This is a genomic window from Blautia sp. MSJ-9, assembly GCF_018919065.1.
Lineage (GTDB): Bacteria > Bacillota > Clostridia > Lachnospirales > Lachnospiraceae > Blautia_A.
Genome location: NZ_JAHLQG010000043.1, coordinates 183506 through 205220, shown reverse-complemented (window position 1 = coordinate 205220; position 21715 = coordinate 183506). Strand labels below are relative to the sequence as shown.

23 protein-coding genes are annotated in these 21715 nt (G+C 43.5%); 1 reads left to right on the top strand and 22 read right to left on the bottom strand.

Annotation, left to right across the window (positions count from 1 at the left end):
• Positions 1-438: 438 nt before the first annotated feature.
• The 21 genes from KQI87_RS12570 to KQI87_RS12470 all read right to left on the bottom strand — a co-directional run bounded on the left by KQI87_RS12570 (position 439) and on the right by KQI87_RS12470 (position 20571).
• A complete protein-coding gene (locus KQI87_RS12570) occupies positions 439-1092 on the bottom strand; it encodes an HAD family hydrolase (RefSeq protein WP_216460439.1) in 654 nt (217 codons plus the stop codon).
• Between the two features lie 129 nt (positions 1093-1221).
• A complete protein-coding gene (gene radA, locus KQI87_RS12565; RefSeq protein ID WP_216460438.1) occupies positions 1222-2598 on the bottom strand; it encodes a DNA repair protein RadA in 1377 nt (458 codons plus the stop codon).
• Positions 2592-3005 carry a hypothetical protein gene (locus KQI87_RS12560; RefSeq protein ID WP_008705473.1) on the bottom strand — a complete coding sequence of 138 codons (414 nt, stop codon included), beginning with the start codon at positions 3003-3005 and terminating at the stop codon, positions 2592-2594. Before KQI87_RS12560 ends, radA begins: the two co-directional genes overlap by 7 nt.
• 312 nt (positions 3006-3317) lie before the next feature.
• Positions 3318-5780, bottom strand: a complete 2463-nt coding sequence (locus KQI87_RS12555; RefSeq protein WP_216460437.1) for an ATP-dependent Clp protease ATP-binding subunit — start codon at positions 5778-5780, stop codon at positions 3318-3320.
• 8 nt (positions 5781-5788) lie between these two features.
• Positions 5789-6166: a GntR family transcriptional regulator gene (locus tag KQI87_RS12550; protein ID WP_117676472.1), complete on the bottom strand. Its 378-nt coding sequence runs from the start codon at positions 6164-6166 to the stop codon at positions 5789-5791.
• Between the two features lie 292 nt (positions 6167-6458).
• Positions 6459-7229, bottom strand: coding sequence for an SseB family protein (locus KQI87_RS12545; RefSeq protein WP_216460436.1), 771 nt, complete (start codon positions 7227-7229; stop codon positions 6459-6461).
• 4 nt (positions 7230-7233) lie between these two features.
• Positions 7234-7956 carry a DNA alkylation repair protein gene (locus tag KQI87_RS12540; protein ID WP_216460435.1) on the bottom strand — a complete coding sequence of 241 codons (723 nt, stop codon included), beginning with the start codon at positions 7954-7956 and terminating at the stop codon, positions 7234-7236.
• 294 nt (positions 7957-8250) lie between these two features.
• The gene (purD, locus tag KQI87_RS12535; RefSeq protein WP_216460434.1) at positions 8251-9525 is read right to left on the bottom strand and encodes a phosphoribosylamine--glycine ligase; all 1275 of its coding nucleotides are present in this window, start codon (positions 9523-9525) and stop codon (positions 8251-8253) included.
• A gap of 156 nt (positions 9526-9681) precedes the next feature.
• Entirely contained in the window at positions 9682-10323 is a 642-nt protein-coding gene (gene purN, locus KQI87_RS12530) for a phosphoribosylglycinamide formyltransferase (RefSeq protein WP_216460433.1), read from the bottom strand.
• Entirely contained in the window at positions 10317-11342 is a 1026-nt protein-coding gene (gene purM, locus KQI87_RS12525) for a phosphoribosylformylglycinamidine cyclo-ligase (RefSeq protein WP_216460432.1), read from the bottom strand. Before purM ends, purN begins: the two co-directional genes overlap by 7 nt.
• A 43-nt stretch (positions 11343-11385) precedes the next feature.
• Positions 11386-11886: a 5-(carboxyamino)imidazole ribonucleotide mutase gene (gene purE / locus KQI87_RS12520; protein WP_117844700.1), complete on the bottom strand. Its 501-nt coding sequence runs from the start codon at positions 11884-11886 to the stop codon at positions 11386-11388.
• A gap of 385 nt (positions 11887-12271) precedes the next feature.
• Positions 12272-14290 carry an aminopeptidase gene (locus KQI87_RS12515; RefSeq protein ID WP_216460448.1) on the bottom strand — a complete coding sequence of 673 codons (2019 nt, stop codon included), beginning with the start codon at positions 14288-14290 and terminating at the stop codon, positions 12272-12274.
• Positions 14291-14321: 31 nt separating this feature from the next.
• Positions 14322-14642 (bottom strand): DUF6142 family protein, encoded by a 321-nt coding sequence (locus KQI87_RS12510; protein WP_216460431.1) that lies wholly within the window; start codon positions 14640-14642, stop codon positions 14322-14324.
• Entirely contained in the window at positions 14626-15099 is a 474-nt protein-coding gene (locus KQI87_RS12505; protein WP_216460430.1) for a VanZ family protein, read from the bottom strand. The genes KQI87_RS12510 and KQI87_RS12505 overlap by 17 nt, the downstream gene beginning before the upstream one ends.
• Before the next feature lie 74 nt (positions 15100-15173).
• A complete protein-coding gene (locus KQI87_RS12500; protein WP_216460429.1) occupies positions 15174-15326 on the bottom strand; it encodes a hypothetical protein in 153 nt (50 codons plus the stop codon).
• A gap of 149 nt (positions 15327-15475) precedes the next feature.
• Positions 15476-16156, bottom strand: a complete 681-nt coding sequence (gene pyrE, locus KQI87_RS12495) for an orotate phosphoribosyltransferase (RefSeq protein ID WP_216460428.1) — start codon at positions 16154-16156, stop codon at positions 15476-15478.
• 195 nt (positions 16157-16351) lie between these two features.
• Positions 16352-17254, bottom strand: a complete 903-nt coding sequence (locus KQI87_RS12490; RefSeq protein ID WP_216460427.1) for a dihydroorotate dehydrogenase — start codon at positions 17252-17254, stop codon at positions 16352-16354.
• Positions 17254-18042 (bottom strand): dihydroorotate dehydrogenase electron transfer subunit, encoded by a 789-nt coding sequence (locus KQI87_RS12485; RefSeq protein WP_216460426.1) that lies wholly within the window; start codon positions 18040-18042, stop codon positions 17254-17256. Before KQI87_RS12485 ends, KQI87_RS12490 begins: the two co-directional genes overlap by 1 nt.
• 9 nt (positions 18043-18051) lie before the next feature.
• Positions 18052-18978 (bottom strand): orotidine-5'-phosphate decarboxylase, encoded by a 927-nt coding sequence (gene pyrF, locus KQI87_RS12480; RefSeq protein WP_216460425.1) that lies wholly within the window; start codon positions 18976-18978, stop codon positions 18052-18054.
• A gap of 92 nt (positions 18979-19070) precedes the next feature.
• Complete coding sequence (locus KQI87_RS12475; protein ID WP_216460424.1) at positions 19071-20357, bottom strand: dihydroorotase; 1287 nt, start codon at positions 20355-20357, stop codon at positions 19071-19073.
• Positions 20358-20394: 37 nt separating this feature from the next.
• Positions 20395-20571 carry a hypothetical protein gene (locus tag KQI87_RS12470; protein WP_216460423.1) on the bottom strand — a complete coding sequence of 59 codons (177 nt, stop codon included), beginning with the start codon at positions 20569-20571 and terminating at the stop codon, positions 20395-20397.
• Between the two features lie 176 nt (positions 20572-20747).
• Between KQI87_RS12470 and KQI87_RS12465 the strand changes: the two genes are divergently transcribed.
• Positions 20748-20948: a cold-shock protein gene (locus tag KQI87_RS12465; RefSeq protein WP_008705499.1), complete on the top strand. Its 201-nt coding sequence runs from the start codon at positions 20748-20750 to the stop codon at positions 20946-20948.
• 221 nt (positions 20949-21169) lie between these two features.
• Here the strand turns inward: KQI87_RS12465 and KQI87_RS12460 are convergent, their stop codons facing one another.
• The gene (locus KQI87_RS12460; protein ID WP_253292508.1) at positions 21170-21694 is read right to left on the bottom strand and encodes a hypothetical protein; all 525 of its coding nucleotides are present in this window, start codon (positions 21692-21694) and stop codon (positions 21170-21172) included.
• Positions 21695-21715: the final 21 nt, after the last annotated feature.

Genomic DNA, 21715 nt, shown 5'->3' with positions numbered 1-21715 from the left:
CAACCAACTAGCTTAGTTATCTCTCGTTTTTACTGTTTTTGGTTTATTCAACCGTTCTTAAAAATGTAAAGAATTTTCGAGAATCGTATGTGTTTCACTGTTTAGTTATCAAGGTTGTCTGTCTTGCGACAGCTTGTTTACTTTATCACATCTCTTTTTCTTTGTCAAGCACTTTTTTCAAGTTTTTTCAAAGTTTTTCGAACTCTTTCGGCTTTCCGAACTGTTCTCCAGATCAGTGATTGTCGGCTCTGTTCAAGCGACTTGATTACTTTAACACGTTTGTTTTAAGTTGTCAAGCACTTTTTAAAATTTCTTTTTTCTTTCAGAAATCTATTTGAATTGTCTCTTTTCAAGAAACAATTATTTCCGACAGCTCAACTAATATAACACCAGAGATGACTAATGTCAACAGTTAATTTCATAATTTGACAAACTTTTTTATTTCAAGTATTTTATAACATCATAAAGTGACTCAAAAATATTTTCCGCAAGTCCTCGCATCTCATCCGTCGGTTCCATCAGGTCTGGCACCATGATCGGGTGCATTCCGGCAGCATGCGCAGCTCTGACTCCATTATAAGAATCTTCTATTACATAGCATTTCTCTGGTTCTGAATTCAGGCGTCTGCATGCTTCCAGAAAGATATCCGGCTCTGGTTTGCTGCGTTTGACCATGTCTCCACCAATGATCTGGTCAAAATAGTTCAGCAATCCCCCTTCCGAAATCTGTCTGCGCACTGTTGCCTCCTGTGTAGAACTGGCAAGTCCGACTTTGAATCCATTTTCTTTCAGATATTTCAGCAATTCCTCAACTCCTGGTTTCTTGGCCAGTCTTCCGTCTGAAGCATGACTAAAAAACACTTCTGCCATCTCTGCTTTATACTTATCATACGGAAACTCCTGACCATAGTGTCTCAGAAAAATCTTTTTACTTACAACACTGTTTGTCCCCAGACACTCATGACATGCCGCTTCAACATTTTTAATGCTGTGACGATCTGCCACTTCCTTCCATGAACTCAATACAAGTGTCTCAGAGTCAAAGATTACACCATCCATATCAAAAATCACTGTATCAATCCCACCTGCCATAACTCTTTCTCCTCATACTATATTTATGGTAACGCTCCACATATCTAAAGTAAAGCCCTTACAGTATATATGGATAATTTCTGCTTCATATAAATATCCGCCCAAAATTATCCATATAGTTCTTCAAATTTATTTTCTCATAATATAACTGATCGCATCACGGATCTGTGACACATAAACCAGATTAATCCCTTCTACATTACCAACAGAAGACCTGCATACCTCTGGAAGCATCACTGTCTCAAATCCCAGTTTCTTTGCTTCCTGTACACGCTGTCCTGCCATGCTAACTGCACGGATCTCGCCGCTCAGACCTATCTCGCCAAATACCATCACATTATCCGGGATTACAATGTCCTTCGCACTAGATACAATTGCCAGGCAGATTCCCAGGTCAATGGCAGGTTCTGTCATCTTCATTCCACCCGCAATATTCACATAAGCGTCTGATGCAGCCAAATGAATCCCTACTTTCTTCTCCAGCACAGCCATAAGAAGGTTCACTCTGTTAAAATCCGTTCCTACTGCAGTACGTCTCGGAATGCCAAAATTACTCTGACATACCAGTGCCTGGATTTCTACCAGAATCGGGCGGGTTCCTTCCATAGAACATGCCACAACTGATCCTGATGCATCCTCCGGTCTGCCATTCAGCAGGAACTCAGACGGATTTTTCACCTCTTCCAGTCCCGTGTTGCACATCTCAAACACACCAATCTCATTGGTAGATCCAAAACGATTCTTCACTGCACGCAGAATACGATAAGAAGCATGTCGATCACCCTCGAAGTAAAGCACGGTATCTACCATATGCTCCAAAACTCTCGGCCCTGCCACATTTCCCTCTTTCGTCACATGACCTACGATAAAAATGGATACACCCATTCCCTTGGCGATCTGCATCAAGATATTGGTGGATTCTCTTACCTGAGAAACGCTTCCCGGTGCAGAGCTTACATCTTCATGGAACATCGTCTGAATAGAGTCGATCACTACCACATCTGGTTTCTTGCGTTCGATCACCTCTCGGATCACTTCCAGATTTGTCTCGCATAAAAGCTGCATCTTATCATTGAACTGCCCGATACGGTTGGCTCTCAGTTTAATCTGACGCAGAGACTCCTCACCGGAAATATAGAGAACAGAAACCTGCTTCTCTGCCAGATTTCTGCACACCTGCAGAAGCAAAGTAGACTTTCCAATTCCCGGATCCCCTCCTACTAAAACAAGGGAGCCGGGGACGATACCGCCGCCCAGCACCCTGTCAAGTTCGCCAATTTTAGTTGTCTGTCGTTCATCTTCAGACAGGCTGATGTCCTTAAGGATCACCGGCTCCTGTCTTTTCTCTGATGATTTCGTTATGCCAGAGGATAAGGATTTCTTAGTGGAAACTGTTTCCTCCACAAAAGTATTCCAGGACTTGCATCCCGGGCACTGTCCCATCCATTTCGCAGATTCATATCCGCACTCCTGGCAAAAATATACAGTCTTTTTATTTTTTAGCATTTTACAATCTTTACTTCTACTCTTGCAGCATTGCCAAGTTCCACACTAAAGGAGAGCTTGCCGCCCAGGTTTGTTTTCATCTTGCCTGTGCTTGCCTGCTCGATAAATACTTCGTATTCTGTGTCTGGTTCCATCTCAACTGTAATCTGAGCGTCTTCTGGTCCTTCTACATGGAAGTCCATCTGTGCTTCACTCTGTGTAAGATTAAATACTGCAGTTCCCGGAACTGATTCGTAAACGAACATTCCGTTTCTCTCGAGCTTGGTAATCTCCTTGAAAGTTTTCACTTTATACATATCGCCCTGATGCTGATAGTCTGATAATTTAGACTTCTGTGCAAGCTCATAATCACCAAAGCTGATTGCTCCATTCTCTTCTGTGCGGATTAATTCTTTTACTACTGCCATTTCCCTATGTCCTCCTAAGACTCTTTTGTTTGCCGTCCACCGGAATTATACACCGGCGTTTATAAATTTTTCCGACATTTTATGCCGTTATTATATAATAAATAGCTCTTTTTGACCAGTATCTCTCTCTCTTTTTTATAATAATTTCACAATTATAAATACTCATAGTTTAAAGTTCAAGATCCGTACATGCCTGCATGGTAAGGATTTCAAATATTTGTAAATACAGTATACCGGCAGCACACATTTTGCATTAATCGTAGTTATGCAAAGATTGTGGGCGTTGCAAAACAGTGATGCGCAGGTACCGTACTACTGATCTTTCACCTCAAATATGATCTCATTCTTGTGCAGTTTTACCTGTACATGATCTCCTCGTTTGACTTTGCCTTCCAGAATTTCGTTTGCAAGTGCATCTTCAATCCTGCTCTGGATTGCACGACGCAGTGGGCGGGCACCGTATTTGTTGTCGGAGCCTTTTTCTGCAATGTTGTCTTTTACTGCGTTTGTTACTGTGAGATGGATATCCATCTGTTCTGCGCAGCGTTTCTCAAGAGTTTTAAGAAGCAGAGTGACGATCTTACGGATATCTTCTTTATTCAGTACATGGAATACCATGATATCATCTATTCGATTGAGGAACTCCGGTTTGAAGATACGGCGTACTTCTTCCATTACGCCGCCTTTCATCCGCTCGTAGTCTTTCTTCTCATCATTATTTGACATAAATCCAAGACGTTTCGGTTCCATGATTGCCTGGGCACCTGCGTTGGAGGTCATGATAATGATAGTCTGCTTAAAGTCTACTTTTCTGCCCTGAGCGTCTGTGATATGGCCATCGTCCAGTACCTGCAAAAGAATGTTAAATACATCCGGATGTGCTTTCTCAATCTCATCAAAAAGCAGGACACTGTATGGATTTCTGCGGACTTTCTCGCTGAGCTGACCGCCTTCTTCATAGCCTACATATCCAGGAGGAGATCCGATCAGTTTGGAGACACTGTGTTTCTCCATATATTCAGACATATCTACACGGATCATTGCCTGTTCACTGCCAAATACTGCTTCTGCAAGGGCTTTGGAAAGTTCTGTCTTTCCGACACCTGTCGGGCCAAGGAAAAGGAAGGAACCAATCGGACGGTTCGGATCTTTAAGTCCAACTCTTCCTCGTTTGACTGCCTGTGCAACAGCTTTCACTGCTTCATCCTGTCCGATCACACGTTTGTGGAGTTCTTTCTCCAGACGTGCAAGACGTTTTGTTTCTCCCTCTGTCAGTTTCTGCAGTGGGATCTTGGTCCAGTCGGAAATCGTTTCTGCGACAGCAGCTTCATTTACAACCAGTTTCTTTCTCTTGTTTCTGCGCTCTGTCTTGATGCGGATTTTCTCTATCTCGGCTTCTACTTCTGTCTGACGGGCCTGTGCTTTTCGGGCACGTTCAATATCCGCAGTCTTGACTGCCTGTTCTTTCTCCTCGCGGAGTTCATTCAGTTCCAGTTCATATGCTTCCATTTCCGGTGTGGACTGGTAGCCTGCAAGCTGGATCTTGGATGCGGATTCGTCAATAATGTCAATCGCTTTATCCGGAAGGAAACGGTCATTGATGTATCTCTGGGACATTTTTACTGCTGCCTCAAGAGCTTCATCTTCAATCTTTACGCCGTGGTGTTTCTCATAGTATGGACGGAGTCCTTTAAGGATCTCGATAGTCTCTTCTGCTGACGGTTCTTCCACTGTTACAGGCTGGAATCTGCGTTCCAGTGCTGCGTCTTTCTCAATATGTTTGCGGTACTCTTCCAGAGTGGTGGCTCCGATCAGCTGGATCTCGCCTCTGGACAGAGATGGCTTCAGGATATTGGATGCATCCAGTGCACCTTCCGCACCGCCGGCACCGATAATAGTATGAATCTCATCAATGAACAGCAGGATTCCCTGATGTTCTTTTACTTCCTGGATCACATTCTTGATACGTTCCTCAAATTCACCCCTGTACTTGCTTCCTGCAACCATGCCGGAAAGATCCAGAACAACAAGGCGCTTCTCTTTCACTGTATCCGGAACCATTCCCATAACGATACGCTGGGCAAGTCCCTCTACGATTGCAGTCTTACCAACACCTGGTTCACCTACCAGGCACGGGTTGTTCTTAGTTCGTCTGCTCAGAATCTGGATCAGTCGGGTAATCTCTTTCTCACGTCCCACTACAGGGTCAAGCTTTCCCTCGGCTGCAAGCTGTGTCAGATCACGGCTGTACTGGTCCAGAGTCGGGGTGCTTGTTGTTCTTTTATTCTTTGCATTCTTTGCGTACTGAAATTCTTCTGCAATCGTGTCATTGTCAAACCCCATTGCTGTCAGGATTGCTGCAAAAAGTTTCTGGATATTTACTCCCATTGTAAACAGCAGTCTGGTGGCTACACATTCTGGTTCTTTCAGAAGTGCAAGTAACAGATGCTCTGTTCCGCAGAGGCATTCCATGCTCTCTGCATCCTCCCGTGCCTGCTCAAGGATTCTTCTTGATCTCGGACTGTACTGCGGATCCTTTGGTTCCTCCACTGCAGTGCTGCCCTGAGATGGGGCGATCAGATCGTTGATCAGTTCCATGAGTTTCTCTTCTTCTACATTAAATTCCTGCAGGACTTTTCCCGCAGTGCCTTCCGGCTCTTTCAAAAGACCGGCCAGAAGATGCTCTGTTCCGATATAGCCGTGTCCACAAGACTTCGCTGTCGTCTTTGCCAGTTTGAGGGCATTCTCTGCCTGTCTGGTAAATTGTCTCTCCATGTCGTCTCCTATCTGTCTTTATTATAATCGTCAAAAATCTCGTCAATCAGCTGGTGTACTTCTTCTCTGGTCACACTCTTACAACATCCTTTCGCAAGAGCTACCATGAGATTCTGTTTCAGTTCTTCCAGCGCTTTTCGTTTGTTTACATCAATGGAAATCACTGCTCCACGTCTGCGGTCAATGGTGACAAATCCCTCCTGCCGCAGCAGGGAATATGCTTTGTTCACTGTGTGCATATTTATTCCTACTGTGTCTGCAAGCTGTCTCACTGAGGGTAAGGTGTCGCCCTCCTGCAGTCTTGATGTGGCAATTCCCATGATGATCTGGTTGGTCAGCTGGATGTAGATGGCCTCATCACTGCTAAAATCTATTTCAATCATCATACGGGGTTTCTCCTTTTTGTGTTACACATATCCTAGCACAAACCAACATTTTTTGCAACCAGAACCCACTTGACAATCATCATAACTTAAGATTGTGAAATATACCAATGAAACAACCGTTTTATCCTGACAAAAAAGGTGCATACCATGAATTCTCACATCGTTCACGGTATGCACCCTGTATATTCTACTTACCTGTTCAGATCAGCTGCATTTTTTCGTATCAACAATTCCCATCCACTGCTTATTGCTTTTCGTAATTGAAAACAGTGACTTACCTGATCCGTCCAAATTATTTCAATCCGATGATTTTGTTAATCTGCTCTCTGTTGAGCACAAGGTTAAATCCTAACGGGTTGACTGCGTAAGCCATTGCCTTTTCGATCATCAGTTCCGGAAGTTTCGCAAATGGTACTTTTGCAATACGGAGTTTCTGGCCTTTTGTGAATTTCTCAAGTTCCATTACATCTGTAAATACAGGCTGAAGGATTTCTTCTTTCTTATTCTTCAGGTATGGAATATTAATCTTCTTTGGATCCTCCGGATCTACGTTCATAGCGATCAGGAACTCAGATTTTCTTAAGTTTACGATCAGCTCTTCTTCCAGCTCGCGGAGATTTCCATGCTGGTCTTTCTCTACCGGACGGCGAAGCTCCTGCATAAAGTAAATACCGGACAGCTCCAGCGTCGGATTAAGAAGTGGTCTTTTAGCCGGCTCAATCTGGCTCATGTCTGCCTGTTTTGCGATTTCCGGAAGATCGACCTCGATCTGGTCTTCACCGTCTACCCATACAACTGTGTTTACGCCGATTGCATAGAATGTACCGTATAATCTCGGATAATCTTTCTTAGTAAATTTCATACCCATGAGAAGAACTTTATTCTCTACCATTTTCTTGCCAAATGCCTTGATTCCTTCTTCTGTAGAAAAGATCCATGCCTGGTCATTAAATGTTTCTTCATCACATTTCACATATGGAAGCTTGGTAGCCTGTGAATATGCTACAAACACTTCCTCTCTCGTCTGTAATTCTTTGATTGCTTCTTCTTTGCTGATTCCCATTATTTTATCCTCTCTGTCTCATTTCTTTTATGATCTTCTTCATTTCCTTATCAACACGATAAGATTCTGTGATCTTCTGTAATGATTTCTTATATGTAAATTCATCCAGTTTGTGACTGCCCTGTAAATATGCCAGCATCTCATTGGGAAATGCTGCAAAATATACGGATACGGCCCAGGCTACTGCCATCTTCGTGTAATAGTCCGGCTGGGTGATCCGTTCCAGGCGGTGGATGCTCTCTTCCAGATACTCGCGCTTCACAAAATGTCCCAGAAGCATGACTGCCGCAAATCTCGCCTCATACTCTCTGTCGGAAGTCAGATATGGTTCGATAAAGTCCCAGTATTCTTTCGGATATTTATCTGCATCTTTCAGTGTACTGCAAAAACAGTCACATACGCCCCAACTGTTAATATCCGGTACAAACTTCTTCACATATTCCAGACGCTGCCCGCATTCCATCTTTGCATAGGCAACTACCAGTCCGCGGAGCATTGTTTCTTCATACCACTGGTCATCTGCCTGAGTAAACCATTTCTCCCAGTTCATAGTAGAAAGCTGCTTTGCAAATTTTCGCAGCACAGGAAGCCGGACTCCCATAACATTATCTACGCCAGGTAAAAGACTACTGTGAAACTCCCGGTAGCCGGGATCTTCGTTCTCACGGAGAAACTGGCGCACCATGTCTGTCGTCACCTGAATTTCATTCTGTTTGTCTTTATTCATATAATTCTCCCTGCTGTGTTTCTTTACAGCACTGCTTTTATTTTATAACAGATTGCATGAAAAGTAAAGGAAATCGACGGTATTATTTATGCATTAATATTTACCACAAAAATTCAGACCAGAAAACCTATTCTCAATATAACAGGAAATCTCTTATAACCTTTTCTATATAAAAAGAATCAGAAAACAGACTTGCAGATATATTACCACATTTTCTGTCTTCTGACCCTATATTTTTTACTCTTTACAGATTTCGAATTCCTATGTTTCTCAATTCTCTATACATCGTAGTCATTAAGCTTCGTCAATTGCTTTACCAATATCGTGACGCATATATTTGTTTGCAAATGTAATCCACTCTGTGGCTTCATAAGCGTTCTTTCTTGCTTCTTTCAGGTCTTTGCCTGTAGCAGTGATTCCAAGGACACGGCCACCGTTGGTAACGATCTGACCGTCTTTTAATTTGGTTCCTGCGTGGAAGCAATAGTAACCGTCTTTATCTTTGAAGTTCTCGAAACCGTACATTGGAATGCCTTTTTCGTATTTTACAGGGTAGCCGTCGCTTGCGAGGACTACGCATACTGCTGCATTGTCTTCGAACTGGAGATCTACCTGATCCAAGGTTCCATTTACACAGGCTTCCATCACTTCGATGATGTCATTTTTCATTCGTGGAAGTACTACCTGTGCTTCAGGATCTCCGAAACGGGCGTTGTATTCCAGAACTTTCGGGCCATCTGGTGTGAGCATAAGGCCGAAGAAGATGATTCCCTTGAACGGGCGTCCCTCTGCTGCCATTGCGTCTACTGTCGGCTGGTATACGTATTTCTTACAGAACTCATCTACTTCTTCTGTATAGAACGGGCTTGGGGAGAATGTTCCCATTCCGCCTGTATTCAATCCCTGATCTCCGTCCTGAGCACGTTTGTGATCCTGTGCAGAAGTCATGGTACGGATAGTTTTTCCATCTACAAAAGATAACACAGAGACTTCACGTCCAGTCATGAATTCTTCGATGACCATAGTATTTCCAGCATTTCCGAATTTCTTGTCTTCCATGATCTCTTTTACGCCGTCTTCTGCTTCTTTCAGGTCTTTGCAGATCAGTACACCTTTGCCAAGTGCAAGACCATCTGCTTTCAGAACGATTGGAAATTTGGCTTCTGTACGGAGATATTCCAGTGCTTTTTCAGGATCATCAAAGTTCTCATATGCTGCTGTCGGGATGTTGTATTTCTTCATGAGGTCTTTTGAAAACGCCTTGGATCCCTCGAGAATAGCTGCATTCTTTCTTGGTCCGAATACTTTCAGGCCGCGGGCTTCGAATACATCTACTACTCCGCCCACCAGAGGGTCGTCCATACCGATGATGGTAAGATCGATAGCTTTCTCCTGAGCAAAATCAGCAAGTTTCTCGAATTCCATAGCACCGATGTCTACGCATTCTGCCAGTTCTGCGATTCCTGCGTTGCCTGGTGCACAATAAATTTTATCTACTTTCGAGCTCTTGGAAACACTCCATGCAATGGCATGTTCTCTGCCGCCGCTGCCTACGATTAAGACTTTCATATTCATTTGCTCCTTTTCTATGTACATAGTCTGTTTCTTTAACGAACACACATCTGTTGTTTATATTCAAGCGAATATTCACAAATCTCTTTCCTGCTCAATTGTAATCTTCTCATATCAGGATTACCTGCAGATTGCTTCCATTTTACAGACTCTCTACTCTTCTGCATCGAATTCTTCAATTTCTACTCTGCCATCTGACACTTTTACTTTACCGTTGGCAATGAGATTGATAGCTTTCGGCAGAATCTTCCACTCAGCTTTCTCCATGACACGTCTCTGAAGAACCTGCGGGGTGTCGTCGGATTTGATCTTAACTGCCTTCTGCAGGATGATCGGACCTGTGTCTGTACCTGTATCAACAAAGTGTACAGTAGCACCTGTAACGCGGACGCCTCTTGCCAGTGCTTTCTCGTGTACGTGAAGTCCATAATAGCCTACACCGCAGAATGACGGGATCAGAGATGGGTGAATGTTGATGATCTTGTTTGGAAATGCTTTTACGATCATCGGCGGGATCGCTACCAGGAATCCTGCCAGAACAATCAGATCCACACCACTCTCTTTCAGCTTCGCCAGAAGTGCCTTGTGAAATTCTTCTCTGTTCTCAAACTGTTTCGGGGAAATGCATACAGCTTCTATATTGTGCTTCTTCGCTCTCTCCAGTGCATAGGCACCTGGATTGTTGCTGATGACCAGAGATACTTCTGCATTTGTGATCTTTCCGCTGTCAATGGCATCCAGGATAGCCTGCAGGTTTGTGCCGCCTCCGGAAACCAGTACGCCGACTTTTAACATAAAGTCACTCCTTTTTCACCGTCTTCGATACGTCCTACTACATATGGAGTATCGCCTGCTGCTTTGATCGCTTCCATTGTTTTATCTACATCTGCTGCATCTACTGCAAGGATCATTCCAAGACCCATGTTGTAGGTATTGTACATCATCTGTTCTTCAATGTTTCCTTTCTCTGCGAGAAGTTTGAAGATCGGAAGTACCGGGTAGCTGTTCTTCTCTACCACTGCACGTGTACCATCTTTGAGCATACGCGGAATGTTTTCATAGAAACCGCCGCCTGTGATATGGCTGCATGCGTGTACACGTACACCTGCGTTCTTGATGCTCTTTAATGCTTTTACATAAATTCTGGTCGGTGCGAGAAGTGCTTCGCCCAGAGTTGTTCCAAGTTCATCATAATAGGTATCCAGGGATTCCTTTGTCATATCGAATACTTTACGGACAAGGGAAAAACCGTTGCTGTGAACACCTGTGGATGCCATACCGATGAGAACGTCGCCTGCTTTCAGGTCTTCGCCAGTGATCATGTCTTTCTTATCACAGACACCTACTGCAAAACCTGCAAGATCGTATTCGTCTTCTGGCATTAATCCAGGATGTTCTGCTGTCTCACCGCCGATCAGGGCTGCATCGGACTGTACACATCCCTCTGCTACGCCGCCTACGATCGCTGCGATCTTCTCCGGATAGTTCTTGCCGCATGCGATATAGTCAAGGAAGAATAATGGTTCTCCACCTGCACATGCGATATCATTTACACACATGGCTACTGCATCGATGCCGATGGTGTCATGTTTGTCCATTACCATTGCAAGTTTTACTTTGGTTCCACATCCATCTGTACCGGATAAGAGCACCGGCTCTTCCATGTCTTTGATCTTGACAAGGGAAAATGCTCCGGAAAATCCGCCCAGACCTCCCAGAACTTCTTCACGCATGGTTCTCTTTACATGTTCTTTCATCAGTTCTACTGATTTATATCCTGCTTCAATATCTACTCCAGCGGTCTTGTAATCCATAATAATCCTCCGTCTTGTGCTTTTGATTTTTATTTTTCAAACCTTAGTAATTCTTATATCCAACTTCCTGTAATCTTGCGTCTTTTGCTTCTACCTGTTCTTTTAATTCCTGGCTGTAAGCTTTTAATTTTGCAAGAAGTTCTGCATCTGAGGTTGCAAGGATTTTGGCTGCCAGAAGTCCTGCGTTTGCTCCGCCGTTGATGGCTACTGTTGCAACCGGGATTCCGGACGGCATCTGTACGATGGAATAAAGGGAATCTCTTCCTCCGAGGGAAGTTGTGTGCATAGGAATTCCGATAACCGGCATCGGGAAGATTGCCGCGCACATTCCTGGCAGATGAGCTGCCATTCCGGCACCTGCGATGATTACTTTAAAGCCTTTTTCTTCTGCTGTTTTTGCATATTCAAAAAAGACATCCGGTTCCCTGTGTGCGGAAATGATCTTCATCTCATAATCAATTCCCAGTTTCTCCAGAATGTCTGCTGCTTTGCTCATGATCGGCATATCTGAGTCGCTGCCCATCACAATTCCTACTTTTGCCATGATTATTCTCCTTTTCTTCTCAAGTATCCTCTGACAGATTTCTCAATTTCAGAATCCGCCGGAGACTTAGTTTTTCATTTTATTGATAAAAAAAGTACGGTTAGAAAAGATTTTCTCAAAAACCCTCTCTAACCGTAGATTCTACTAAGATTCCCTTTTTCTGTCAACAATATTGAGGCAAAGAAATATTTTGACAGACTAATAAATATTTTTGGTATTCCAGGGTTTCAAACATGAGGAGGTAGCGATTTACGAAGTAAATCAGCGGATTCCGAATGTTTGTAGGTGCAGTGTGCCAGTGGCACACGTTATGCACCGACCGTAGTGGAACGAAGATTGCGGGAGCTGCAAAGCAGCGGAGCAATTCGTGAATACATTAGTTGCCTTAATCCTCAAATGGTTCATTCAGCGCCTCAGTTCCCTGAAGTACGAATCGACCGTCTTCGATAATGGAAGTCATTTCTCCGTCATCGTCGATAGTGCGGATGCTGCCCAGTTCGTCGTATGGGATGGTGATATCTGTGTGGCATCCAAAGTACGCAAGGCTGACATCTTCTTTTCTCATCTCGGAGATTTCGTTATCTCTTGCAATGATTTCTTTTCCATTCGGATTGTAGACCGGAGTGTCTTCTTCCCAGCTGTAGCAGGTGTCACCTACTGCGAAGTGCGGTCCCATTTTTTCAGCAATGAGAATTGGAAACTTATCTGCGATATCGTATTTCTGTGCTGCCACATAAGCAGTTGTGTTTGTTCCGATAGCGAACTCGCCCATTGCAAGCTTCGGATGATGGAACAGGATATTGTCCTCGATATACTTGCGGTTCTCTTCTTCTGTGTCGAAGTTTGCACAACTGTAATCAATGACCTGTCCGCAGTCAAATACCAGTTTCAGGTCACGGAACTGCAGACCATTGAGATATACTTTGGAAACATGAAGCATTCCGCCGGTTCCTGCAAGTACAGGTGAAGTAAATACCTCCCCTAACGGAATATTTACATCTGCCACGCAGTTCTCAAAGTTTGTCTGTTTTTCCGGATCTGTCAATGTGTGGAGATGGATGAGCAGATCCGTCTCGTTCTCTCCTTTTCCCTTGATTTCTACCCATTCACAGGTATCAAGAGTGTCAATGATCGTCTGCTGAATTTTCTGATATTTTTTATAATCCAGAGTGTTGATCTTGACGATCTCACGGAAGATCTCAGGGAAATTCTCTCCGATCTCCGGCACCGGATATGCGATGATCGTGAAGCTTCTCTCATCACCTTTGATATAACGGTTTGTGATCTGGCTGGATTCATTGTCCAGTTCCAACTGAAGCTTCTGCTGTGCTTCTGAGAAAGTCCAGCTTTCCGGTTTGCTTACCGGTGAAAATGGGTTCTCACCAAATGTCTCGATCACTGCAGGACCGCCATGTACTGCTGCCAGTTCTGCATATTCATCATAGGATGTCTGCATTGCGCGAAGTTTACGCTTTACGAAATCAGAATCCATAAATAATGCGCTGTCCTGTCTATGGTCATAGTCAAACTGTGGGTTTGCGATTCCGCCTGTAAATCCACTTCTGAACTGATTGCGTCTGTTTACTGCATGGAGTGCATAACGGTAAATAACTGTCTGAAGTCCCATCTCCTCAAACTGGAGAATAGCAGCCTTTACCATCCGCTCAAATCCAAGATGATAGCGGACATTGACTGTCTTTTTCTTAGTGATGTCTTTTCTTCCTGTGATAAATCCCATGCGATAGCCCTCTGTGTAGGTACGTGCCATCTCATCGATTTCTTTCTGTGAAAGGGAATTCAGAAATTCTGCTGTTTTCAGTTCATTCTCTGACACATACTCACCGGACTGGTACAGATAGCTCAGATCATTCAAATCAGATTCCATGATGATCTTTACAACAAAGTTATTTTCCGGATCGATCGCTTCTCTGATCCGTTCTTCTACCATGTCCTGACAGTAATCGTTTACATAGGAAACCAGAATCTCTTTTACCTGTTTCTCGGTCGGAATCTCTTCCTGTGAAAATGCAGAATAGATTTCAAGGAAAAGTTCCAGTACAACTGTAAGATCCCATGCTTTCTTTTCAAATGCATAGGCAATCACGCCGTGAAGTTCTGTATATAAAAATGTAAATGCTTTGCCGTATTCTCCAAGCATTTTCTGTGCGTATGCAGGATTTCCATAGGAATTCTCATAGTTCTCCGGCAGAATATCCTGGTATAATTCATGGTTTTGCTTCTGAAGTTCTTCGAGGCTCTTTCCCTGTATTCCTTTATCCATTACAGCAATTACTTGCTGTAAGAAAACAGCTTCTTTTGCAAAGAAACTGCGGTACGGTTCTTCTGCTGTTTTTTCTTCCGGTATCTGAGCGATTCTTTCTTTTGCCAGCTCATACCGTTCCATTACCCATTCGTCCAAATTTCTTTTCTCCTTTCTAGCCGGAAATTCCCATCAGGAAAATCCCAAGCCATCCGATCATAATAATTCCATTTGCAATAGAACCGACCATACTTGTTCTGTGAGTTCTGTTCTCTTCTGAAAAACTCAACAGTCCCATTGCAAACCCATATATGGATAAAAGCATTGCAAAAAGGCTGATGCCCCCCACAATATACCCCAAGTTTCCTTTCAGAAAAAAGTCCAGTAAAACCGCTGCTGCAAACAAAATCAGCGACGCTATAGCCAGACCTGTGGAAAGCTTACCTTTCTGCGCTTCTTTTTTCTTTGCAAATGCATATCTATATCTTCTTGCCATAAATCTTTCTCCTCAGGTGATCGCAGATAAAGAAAAGCAGATATCCCAACGCTGCTCCAGCTGTGTTCAGGATCATATCATCTACATCAAAGCATCCCACTTTCGTGATAAGTTGGATCACTTCTACTGTGACGCTGAGCCCGAAACCGGACAAGACGATCATCCATCCGCTTCTCATTCTTTCTGAAATGACCGGCAGCATAAAGCCAAAAGGCAGAAATCCTGCCACATTTCCAAACAGGTTGGTAAATACTGCAAAAAATCCAAGCTGCTTTCTGTACACCCAAAAGCGCCGTATCTCAACAAACGGAACCAGATTATATCTGTACTGCCGTTCTTCTATTGCAACTCTTCCGTATTCTTCTGAGAAGAAGAGGAAATAGATCAGTGCAAGAACATAGAGAACAAACAGAACTTTTCCCAGTGTCTGTATGATACGCTTTGTTTCTTTTTTCAATGTTTTCCCCTGTTTCTGACCGAAAAACCACACGGAGAAATGGAAATTTCTCCATGTGGTTTCTGCGGTCTTTTTTATATCAATATTTCTGATTTCTTTTTCAGCAGTCTTGCACCGTTTACGATCATCATAATTCCTGTTACGATTCCCGTTGTCAGCACAATGATTCCGACTGCCAGACTGCATGCTCCTGTGGAAGACATGGTTTTATAAATCTTTTCGTTCATAGTCATCCTCACTCTTGTGATACTGTCTGTTTGTGCAGAACGCAGCACATTTATACATGTTTTTGGGTTAAGCAGACAAAATTATCCGCTGCGTTACTGTTTATAAGCAAATATCTGTTTCGTTTCACGACTAAACGTCTTTTCCTGCTTTATTTTGCACCATACTGTGCATAATATGCATCAATGGCAGCTTTCAATGTATCGTCGATGATCACTTTTCCTTTGTATTCTTTGTTATAAAGGTGTTCGATTACTTCCTGCATGGTTACGATAGCATTTGTTTCAAAACCATAGAGATCATGTACTTCATCAAGTGCACACTTCACGCCACCTTTTCCGACTTCCATACGGTCGAGAGATACCATGAGACCAACGATTTCTACATTGGCTGCTCCTTTTACCTTTGGTACTGTTTCTTCCATGGATTTACCGGATGTTGTTACGTCCTCGATCATGACTACTCGGTCACCGTCTTTTAATTTGCTGCCAAGGAAGTTTCCCTTGTCTGCGCCGTGGTCTTTCTCTTCTTTACGGTCTGAGCAGTAGCGGATTTCTTTTCCGTATAATTCGCTGAATGCGATTGCTGTTACAACGCTTAACGGGATTCCTTTGTATGCAGGTCCGAAAAGTACGTCAAAGTCGTCGCCGTATTTGTCATGGATCGCATGTGCGTAATATTCGCCAAGTTTCTTTAACTGGGAACCTGTTACATATCCACCTGCGTTCATGAAGAATGGAGATTTTCTTCCGCTCTTAAGAGTGAATTCTCCGAATTTCAGTACTTCGCTGTCTACCATGAATTCAATAAATTCCTGTTTATACTGTTCCATCTTATGTTCTGCCTCCTGTATCTATTGCAACTATTTTTAATTATTTTCTGTTACAACTACTATACTTAACAATGTTGTTTTCCTGTTACTGTTTTTTCATTACCAGTCACAAAGCAAACAATCACATTTTCTATAAAACAATTACAGCAATCATCTGCTATATTTTCCAATCTGAACTGGTCTCTACTGTAATTTCTATTTTACAATGCCAACCATATCTTTAACAGATTCAAAGCCATTCTTTTTCATGTATGCTTCGATTCCATCAACGACTTCCAGTGTCACTGCAGGATTGTGGAAGTTTGCTGTGCCGACAGATACTGCACTGGCACCTGCAAGGATGAATTCGATGGCATCCTCTGCGCAGGAGATTCCGCCCATTCCGATGATTGGGATATTGACTGCCTGAGCTACCTGGTATACCATGCGGACTGCGATCGGTTTTACGATCGGACCGGAAACACCGCCTGTTTTGTTTGCAAGTGCGAATGTTTTTCTGTTGATATCAATCTTCATTCCTGTCAGGGTATTGATCAGGGACACCGCATCTGCACCGCCGGCTTCTGCACCTTTGGCGATTTCAGTAATATCAGTAACATTCGGTGTTAATTTCATGATCACCGGCTGCTTTGCGATTTTTTTGATCTGGGCTGTGAGTTCTTCTACATGATGTGCATCCTGACCAAATGCAAGAAATCCCGCATTTACGTTAGGACAGGAGATATTGATTTCCATCATGTCGATTGGCTGGTCTGCCAGACGTTCTACGACTGCCAGATATTCTTCCGGTGCATGACCGCATACGTTTACAATGATCTTGGTGTCATACTGTTTCAGAAACGGAATGTCTCTCTCGCAGAAAAGGTCAATGCCAGGATTCTGCAGACCAATGGCATTCATCATACCGCCATAAACTTCTGCCACACGTGGGGTTGGATTTCCTGCCCACGGAACATTGGCTACACCTTTGGTTGTCACTGCACCCAGTTTGTTAATATCTACATAATCAGCAAATTCTGCTCCCGAACCAAAAGTTCCGGATGCTACTGTTACCGGATTTTTCCATTCTACGCCGGCAATATTTACTCTCATATCCATCAGATTTCCACCTCCGTAGAAAGAAATACCGGGCCGTCCTTACAGATTCTCTTGTTATGCACATTGCTGTGTGCATCTTTCTCTTTGGACTTGCACACACATGCAAGGCAGGCGCCGATTCCACATGCCATACGTTCCTCAAGGGAAATATAGCATTCGATTCCGTTTTCTTCGGCATAGTTCTTGATCGCACGGAGCATCGGAGTCGGACCGCATGCATAGATGATATCTGCATTTAAGCCATTCTCTCTGATCGCATCCATAACGTTGCCTTTTGTTCCCACACTGCCGTCTTCTGTGGCAATGTAGAGAATTCCTGCTGCTTCAAATTCCTCTCTCAGAAATGTATGACAGTCACGGTATCCGGCTACGATCTGTTTCTTCTCACATTTCATCTGTTTTGCAAGCTCCAGAATCGGAGGAACACCGATTCCTCCGCCCATGAGAAATACATTTTTTCCCTCGGCTTTCTCTACAGAAAAACCATTTCCAAGAGGTCCGAGTACAGGGATAGTGTCTCCTGCTTTCAGTCTGGAGAATTCGTCTGTTCCGGTTCCCTCTCCGGTTACACGGTATACCAGATGAAGTCTGCCGTTCTCCCTGTCAATCTCACAGAGACTGATCGGTCTCGGCAGAATCTTTGATCTATCATTTGTATAGAGGGATACAAACTGTCCCGGTTTCGCATCTGCTGCGATCTTGTCTGTCTGGATCCACATGCTGTAAATACCTGCACCGATGCTCTCCTGGCTTACGATGGTGCAGATTTCTCTTTTCTTCTCGCTCATGCTGTCCTCCTAGCGATTGTTTAAAGCGCTGCTGATGTCTTCGATCATGTCTTTTGCTGCCTGACGGGATGCATCTGCATAGTTTAATCCACCAAAGGAAGCATATTTCTCCTGCTTGTAAGCTGCAATGATTCCACGGGAAGAGTTAACGATCGCACCAAGTCCATCTTCATTGAAGAAGTGTACAAGGTCTGCGCCTTTTCCGCCCTGTGCACCGTATCCAGGTACAAGGATAAATGTCTTCGGCATGATCTTACGGAGTGTTTTTCCCATTTCAGGATAGGTTGCACCTACTACTGCCCCTACATAGCTGTAGCCATTTCCCATGTGCTCTTCGCCCCACTGTGCAACTTTCTCACCAACCCACTCATAAAGCGGACGTCCGTCAATGATTCTGTCCTGGAATTCACCGCTGGACGGGTTGGATGTTTTGACAAGTACGAAGATACCTTTGTTCTCTTCTTTGCATACATCGATAAATGGTTTTACACCGTCTGAGCCGAGGTATGGATTTACAGTTGCGAAGTCTTCGTCAAATCCTGCGATTTTGTTGCTTCCTACCTGAACTTTTCCAAGGTGGCCTACTGCATATGCGGCAGATGTTGAACCGATGTCACCACGTTTGATATCACCGATGATCACAAGACCTTTTTCTTTACAGTAGTCAACAGTTCTCTTGTATGCCATTAAGCCCGGGATGCCGAACTGTTCGTACATTGCGATCTGTGGTTTTACTGCAGGGATCAGGTCACTGACTGCATCTACGATTCCTTTATTGTACTGCCAGATTGCTTCTGCTGCACCCTCTAAGGTCTCACCCAGTTCTGAGAATGCTTTCTGCTGGATGTGCTGTGGGATATAGTTAAGCATTGGATCCAGTCCTACTACGATAGGAGCGTTTGTTTTCTGGATTTTTTCGATAAGTTTGTTGATCATGAGTATTTCCTCCTGAATGTTGATATTCTATAGAATTAATTGTAACTGTTCAGCAGTCTGCTATTCTGCCAGATACTTAACAGTTACCCTCTTTAGGCGTTCTGATATACCACTTTGCCGTCGCAGATCGTATAAAGGATTTTTCCTTTTACTTTCCATCCGTCAAATGGTGTGTTGCGTCCCTTGGATGCAAATTCGTTTTTATCTATTTTATATTCATGGTCAATATCTGCGATGACAATGTCGGCAGGATGGCCTTTCTGGATAGTTCCTCTGTCACTGCCGAGGATCTGTGCCGGATTCCAGCTCATTTTCTCGATTAGCTGTGTGAGTGTGAGGATTCCTGTTTCTACCAGTGCTGTGTAGGATAAGGCAAAGCTTGTCTCAACTCCTACAATACCGAATGCTGCGTTTCGGATAGAGCCTGTCTTTTCAGGTACTGCGTGCGGTGCGTGGTCTGTGCTGATCACTTTGAATGAACCATCTTTCAGGCCTTTGATCAGCGCATCAACGTCTTTCTTTGTACGGAGAGGCGGGTTCATTTTGTAATTCGGATCGTCTGTTTTGATATCATCGGAAGTAAGGATGAAATGATGTGGGCAAACTTCTGCTGTGATGTTGTCCAGTCCCTCTTCTTTCACGATCTCCATCATCTTCGCAACGCCCTCTGTGGAGCAGTGGCAGAGATGAAGTCTTGCGCCTGTCTCTCTTGCCAGAAGAATATCTCTGGCTGCGATCACATCCTCTACTGCATTGCAGATGCCCGGAAGTCCGAGTCTCTTTGCATTTTCATCATCATTCATGCATCCGTCACCGCGCAGGTCGATATCCTCGCAGTGTGCAAAGATCGGTACGTTTAATTTCTTTGCCACTTCCATAGCTTCTTTGCAGAGCATAGTGTTCATAACAGATTTGCCGTCTTCGGAAAGTGCAGGTATTCCTGCTTTTACCATTCCTTCAATGTCGGAAAGTTCCTGACCTTTCTCGCCCTGTGTGATGGCGCCTGCCTGGAGTACGTGGATTCCTGCAAGCTGTGCGGCTTTGTTATGTACGTAATTTACACGGTCAGGATTGTCGATGACAGGTGTAGTGTTCGGCATGGCAATTACAGTTGTCACTCCGCCTCTGGCTGCTGCCTGGGAGCCCGTCTCTATGTCCTCTTTCTGTGTCTGACCCGGATCTCTGAAGTGTACGTGAAGATCGATCAGTCCCGGCATGACCAGGCATCCTTTCGCATCTATCACTCTGTCACTCTTGTCCTTTACTTCAAGTTTATCACCGATGTCAGTGATCACTCCATCTTCCAGATAAATATCGCCCTTTTTATCAGTATCAGTGGCCGCATCTACGATACGTCCGCCACGAATCAGAATACCCATGTAATTCTCTCCCTTCGTTGTGGTCTGATGCATCCTGTTAATATCTTAAAAGCAGTTCCTCTCTCCTTGATATTACATAATTTACATATTGCTGCTGTCTGTCCGGCTCTTTCTTATGTACTTCATAGAATAGCCGGTTACAGGCAGTAACTTTCTGATATACATAATACACGAAACCATGCGTTTTATAAAGTCCTTTTTTTGCTTTCGCCAAGTCTTTTTTGCTTGACAATTCAAAATACGGGAGATATAATCAATTCATATCTGGATTATTTAATGTATAGTCACTGGTTTTTAGAGATTATATAACAGTATATAATCTGTAAAATCTGGTGATTTTTTATTTGCCAGAAACTATATAATTTTTTTATTTTTTATGGAGGTAACAACATGAACAAGGGAACTGTAAAATGGTTCAACGCAGAAAAAGGTTACGGATTTATCACTGGTGAAGACGGTGCAGACGTATTTGTACATTTCTCCGCTATCAATGGTGAAGGATTCAAATCCCTTGAAGAAGGCCAGGCTGTAACATACGACTTAACAGAAGGCGCTCGTGGCATGCAGGCTGCAAACGTTACAAAATTATAATTCATAACTGTTTATAATTTTTGTTAACGACAGAGGATTGAATTCCGCACTTTTCTATACGGATTAAACCTCAAAAAATCCCTGGATCATCCGGGGATTTTTTTATTTCAGCAACAAATCCTGCCTGCGGGATTTCTTCTTATAATTATAGATAATAAATAAGTCCTCTGCTTATCACTCTTCGTAATCACGGCAGGGGACTTATCTGATTTCATTTAATTTTATTCAGCATCTGTGCTGTCTGTTGTTGAAGCGGAATCTGTTGTATCTGTTTCAGAATCATCTGCGGCTGCAGTATCATCTGATGCATCTTCTGCTTCTGTATCGTCAGCTGCTTCTTCTGTGTCTGCAGATTCTGTCTCTGTCACAGCATCTGTTTCAGAGGTATCTGCGGTTGTGTCTGCTGCGGCTGCATCTTCGCTGTCCGCGTCTGCAGAAGCGGTTGTATCTTCTTCATCTGTATCTGCAGTATCGGCGTCTGTGCTGTCGGTATTATCTGTTGTGTCTGTTGACAGATTTGAAATGTAGTTATCAAGTGCAGTAGTATCCATTACTGTATTCTGAACCACGCTCTCCTTGGCTCCTGTTACTTTTACATATGCAGAATAGCCAATCCATCCAACAATTACAACGCAAATAAATGCCCAGGCAAACATTTCCAGTCCAAAAAGCATTCTTTCTTTTTTGTCTACTTTGCTTCTCTGTCCTTTTCTGACCTTATAAGCATCGACTTTCTTCTGGCTCATGATAGATCTCCTTTGCATCAA

What these genes read in the sequence shown, in the direction of transcription:
- KQI87_RS12485 (WP_216460426.1), bottom strand. Translation starts at nt 18,042, where the DNA reads ATGAGCGAGAAGAAAAGAGAAATCTGCACCATCGTAAGCCAGGAGAGC.
- KQI87_RS12550 (WP_117676472.1), bottom strand. Translation starts at nt 6,166, where the DNA reads ATGATGATTGAAATAGATTTTAGCAGTGATGAGGCCATCTACATCCAG.
- KQI87_RS12515 (WP_216460448.1), bottom strand. Translation starts at nt 14,290, where the DNA reads ATGGAACGGTATGAGCTGGCAAAAGAAAGAATCGCTCAGATACCGGAA.
- KQI87_RS12460 (WP_253292508.1), bottom strand. Translation starts at nt 21,694, where the DNA reads ATGAGCCAGAAGAAAGTCGATGCTTATAAGGTCAGAAAAGGACAGAGA.
- radA (WP_216460438.1), bottom strand. Translation starts at nt 2,598, where the DNA reads ATGCTAAAAAATAAAAAGACTGTATATTTTTGCCAGGAGTGCGGATAT.
- KQI87_RS12500 (WP_216460429.1), bottom strand. Translation starts at nt 15,326, where the DNA reads ATGAACGAAAAGATTTATAAAACCATGTCTTCCACAGGAGCATGCAGT.
- purE (WP_117844700.1), bottom strand. Translation starts at nt 11,886, where the DNA reads ATGGCAAAAGTAGGAATTGTGATGGGCAGCGACTCAGATATGCCGATC.
- KQI87_RS12540 (WP_216460435.1), bottom strand. Translation starts at nt 7,956, where the DNA reads ATGAATAAAGACAAACAGAATGAAATTCAGGTGACGACAGACATGGTG.
- pyrE (WP_216460428.1), bottom strand. Translation starts at nt 16,156, where the DNA reads ATGGAACAGTATAAACAGGAATTTATTGAATTCATGGTAGACAGCGAA.
- purM (WP_216460432.1), bottom strand. Translation starts at nt 11,342, where the DNA reads ATGGATTACAAGACCGCTGGAGTAGATATTGAAGCAGGATATAAATCA.
- KQI87_RS12465 (WP_008705499.1), top strand. Translation starts at nt 20,748, where the DNA reads ATGAACAAGGGAACTGTAAAATGGTTCAACGCAGAAAAAGGTTACGGA.
- purD (WP_216460434.1), bottom strand. Translation starts at nt 9,525, where the DNA reads ATGAAAGTCTTAATCGTAGGCAGCGGCGGCAGAGAACATGCCATTGCA.
- pyrF (WP_216460425.1), bottom strand. Translation starts at nt 18,978, where the DNA reads ATGATCAACAAACTTATCGAAAAAATCCAGAAAACAAACGCTCCTATC.
- KQI87_RS12475 (WP_216460424.1), bottom strand. Translation starts at nt 20,357, where the DNA reads ATGGGTATTCTGATTCGTGGCGGACGTATCGTAGATGCGGCCACTGAT.
- KQI87_RS12560 (WP_008705473.1), bottom strand. Translation starts at nt 3,005, where the DNA reads ATGGCAGTAGTAAAAGAATTAATCCGCACAGAAGAGAATGGAGCAATC.
- KQI87_RS12510 (WP_216460431.1), bottom strand. Translation starts at nt 14,642, where the DNA reads ATGGCAAGAAGATATAGATATGCATTTGCAAAGAAAAAAGAAGCGCAG.
- KQI87_RS12545 (WP_216460436.1), bottom strand. Translation starts at nt 7,229, where the DNA reads ATGGGAATCAGCAAAGAAGAAGCAATCAAAGAATTACAGACGAGAGAG.
- purN (WP_216460433.1), bottom strand. Translation starts at nt 10,323, where the DNA reads ATGTTAAAAGTCGGCGTACTGGTTTCCGGAGGCGGCACAAACCTGCAG.
- KQI87_RS12570 (WP_216460439.1), bottom strand. Translation starts at nt 1,092, where the DNA reads ATGGCAGGTGGGATTGATACAGTGATTTTTGATATGGATGGTGTAATC.
- KQI87_RS12555 (WP_216460437.1), bottom strand. Translation starts at nt 5,780, where the DNA reads ATGGAGAGACAATTTACCAGACAGGCAGAGAATGCCCTCAAACTGGCA.
- KQI87_RS12490 (WP_216460427.1), bottom strand. Translation starts at nt 17,254, where the DNA reads ATGGATATGAGAGTAAATATTGCCGGCGTAGAATGGAAAAATCCGGTA.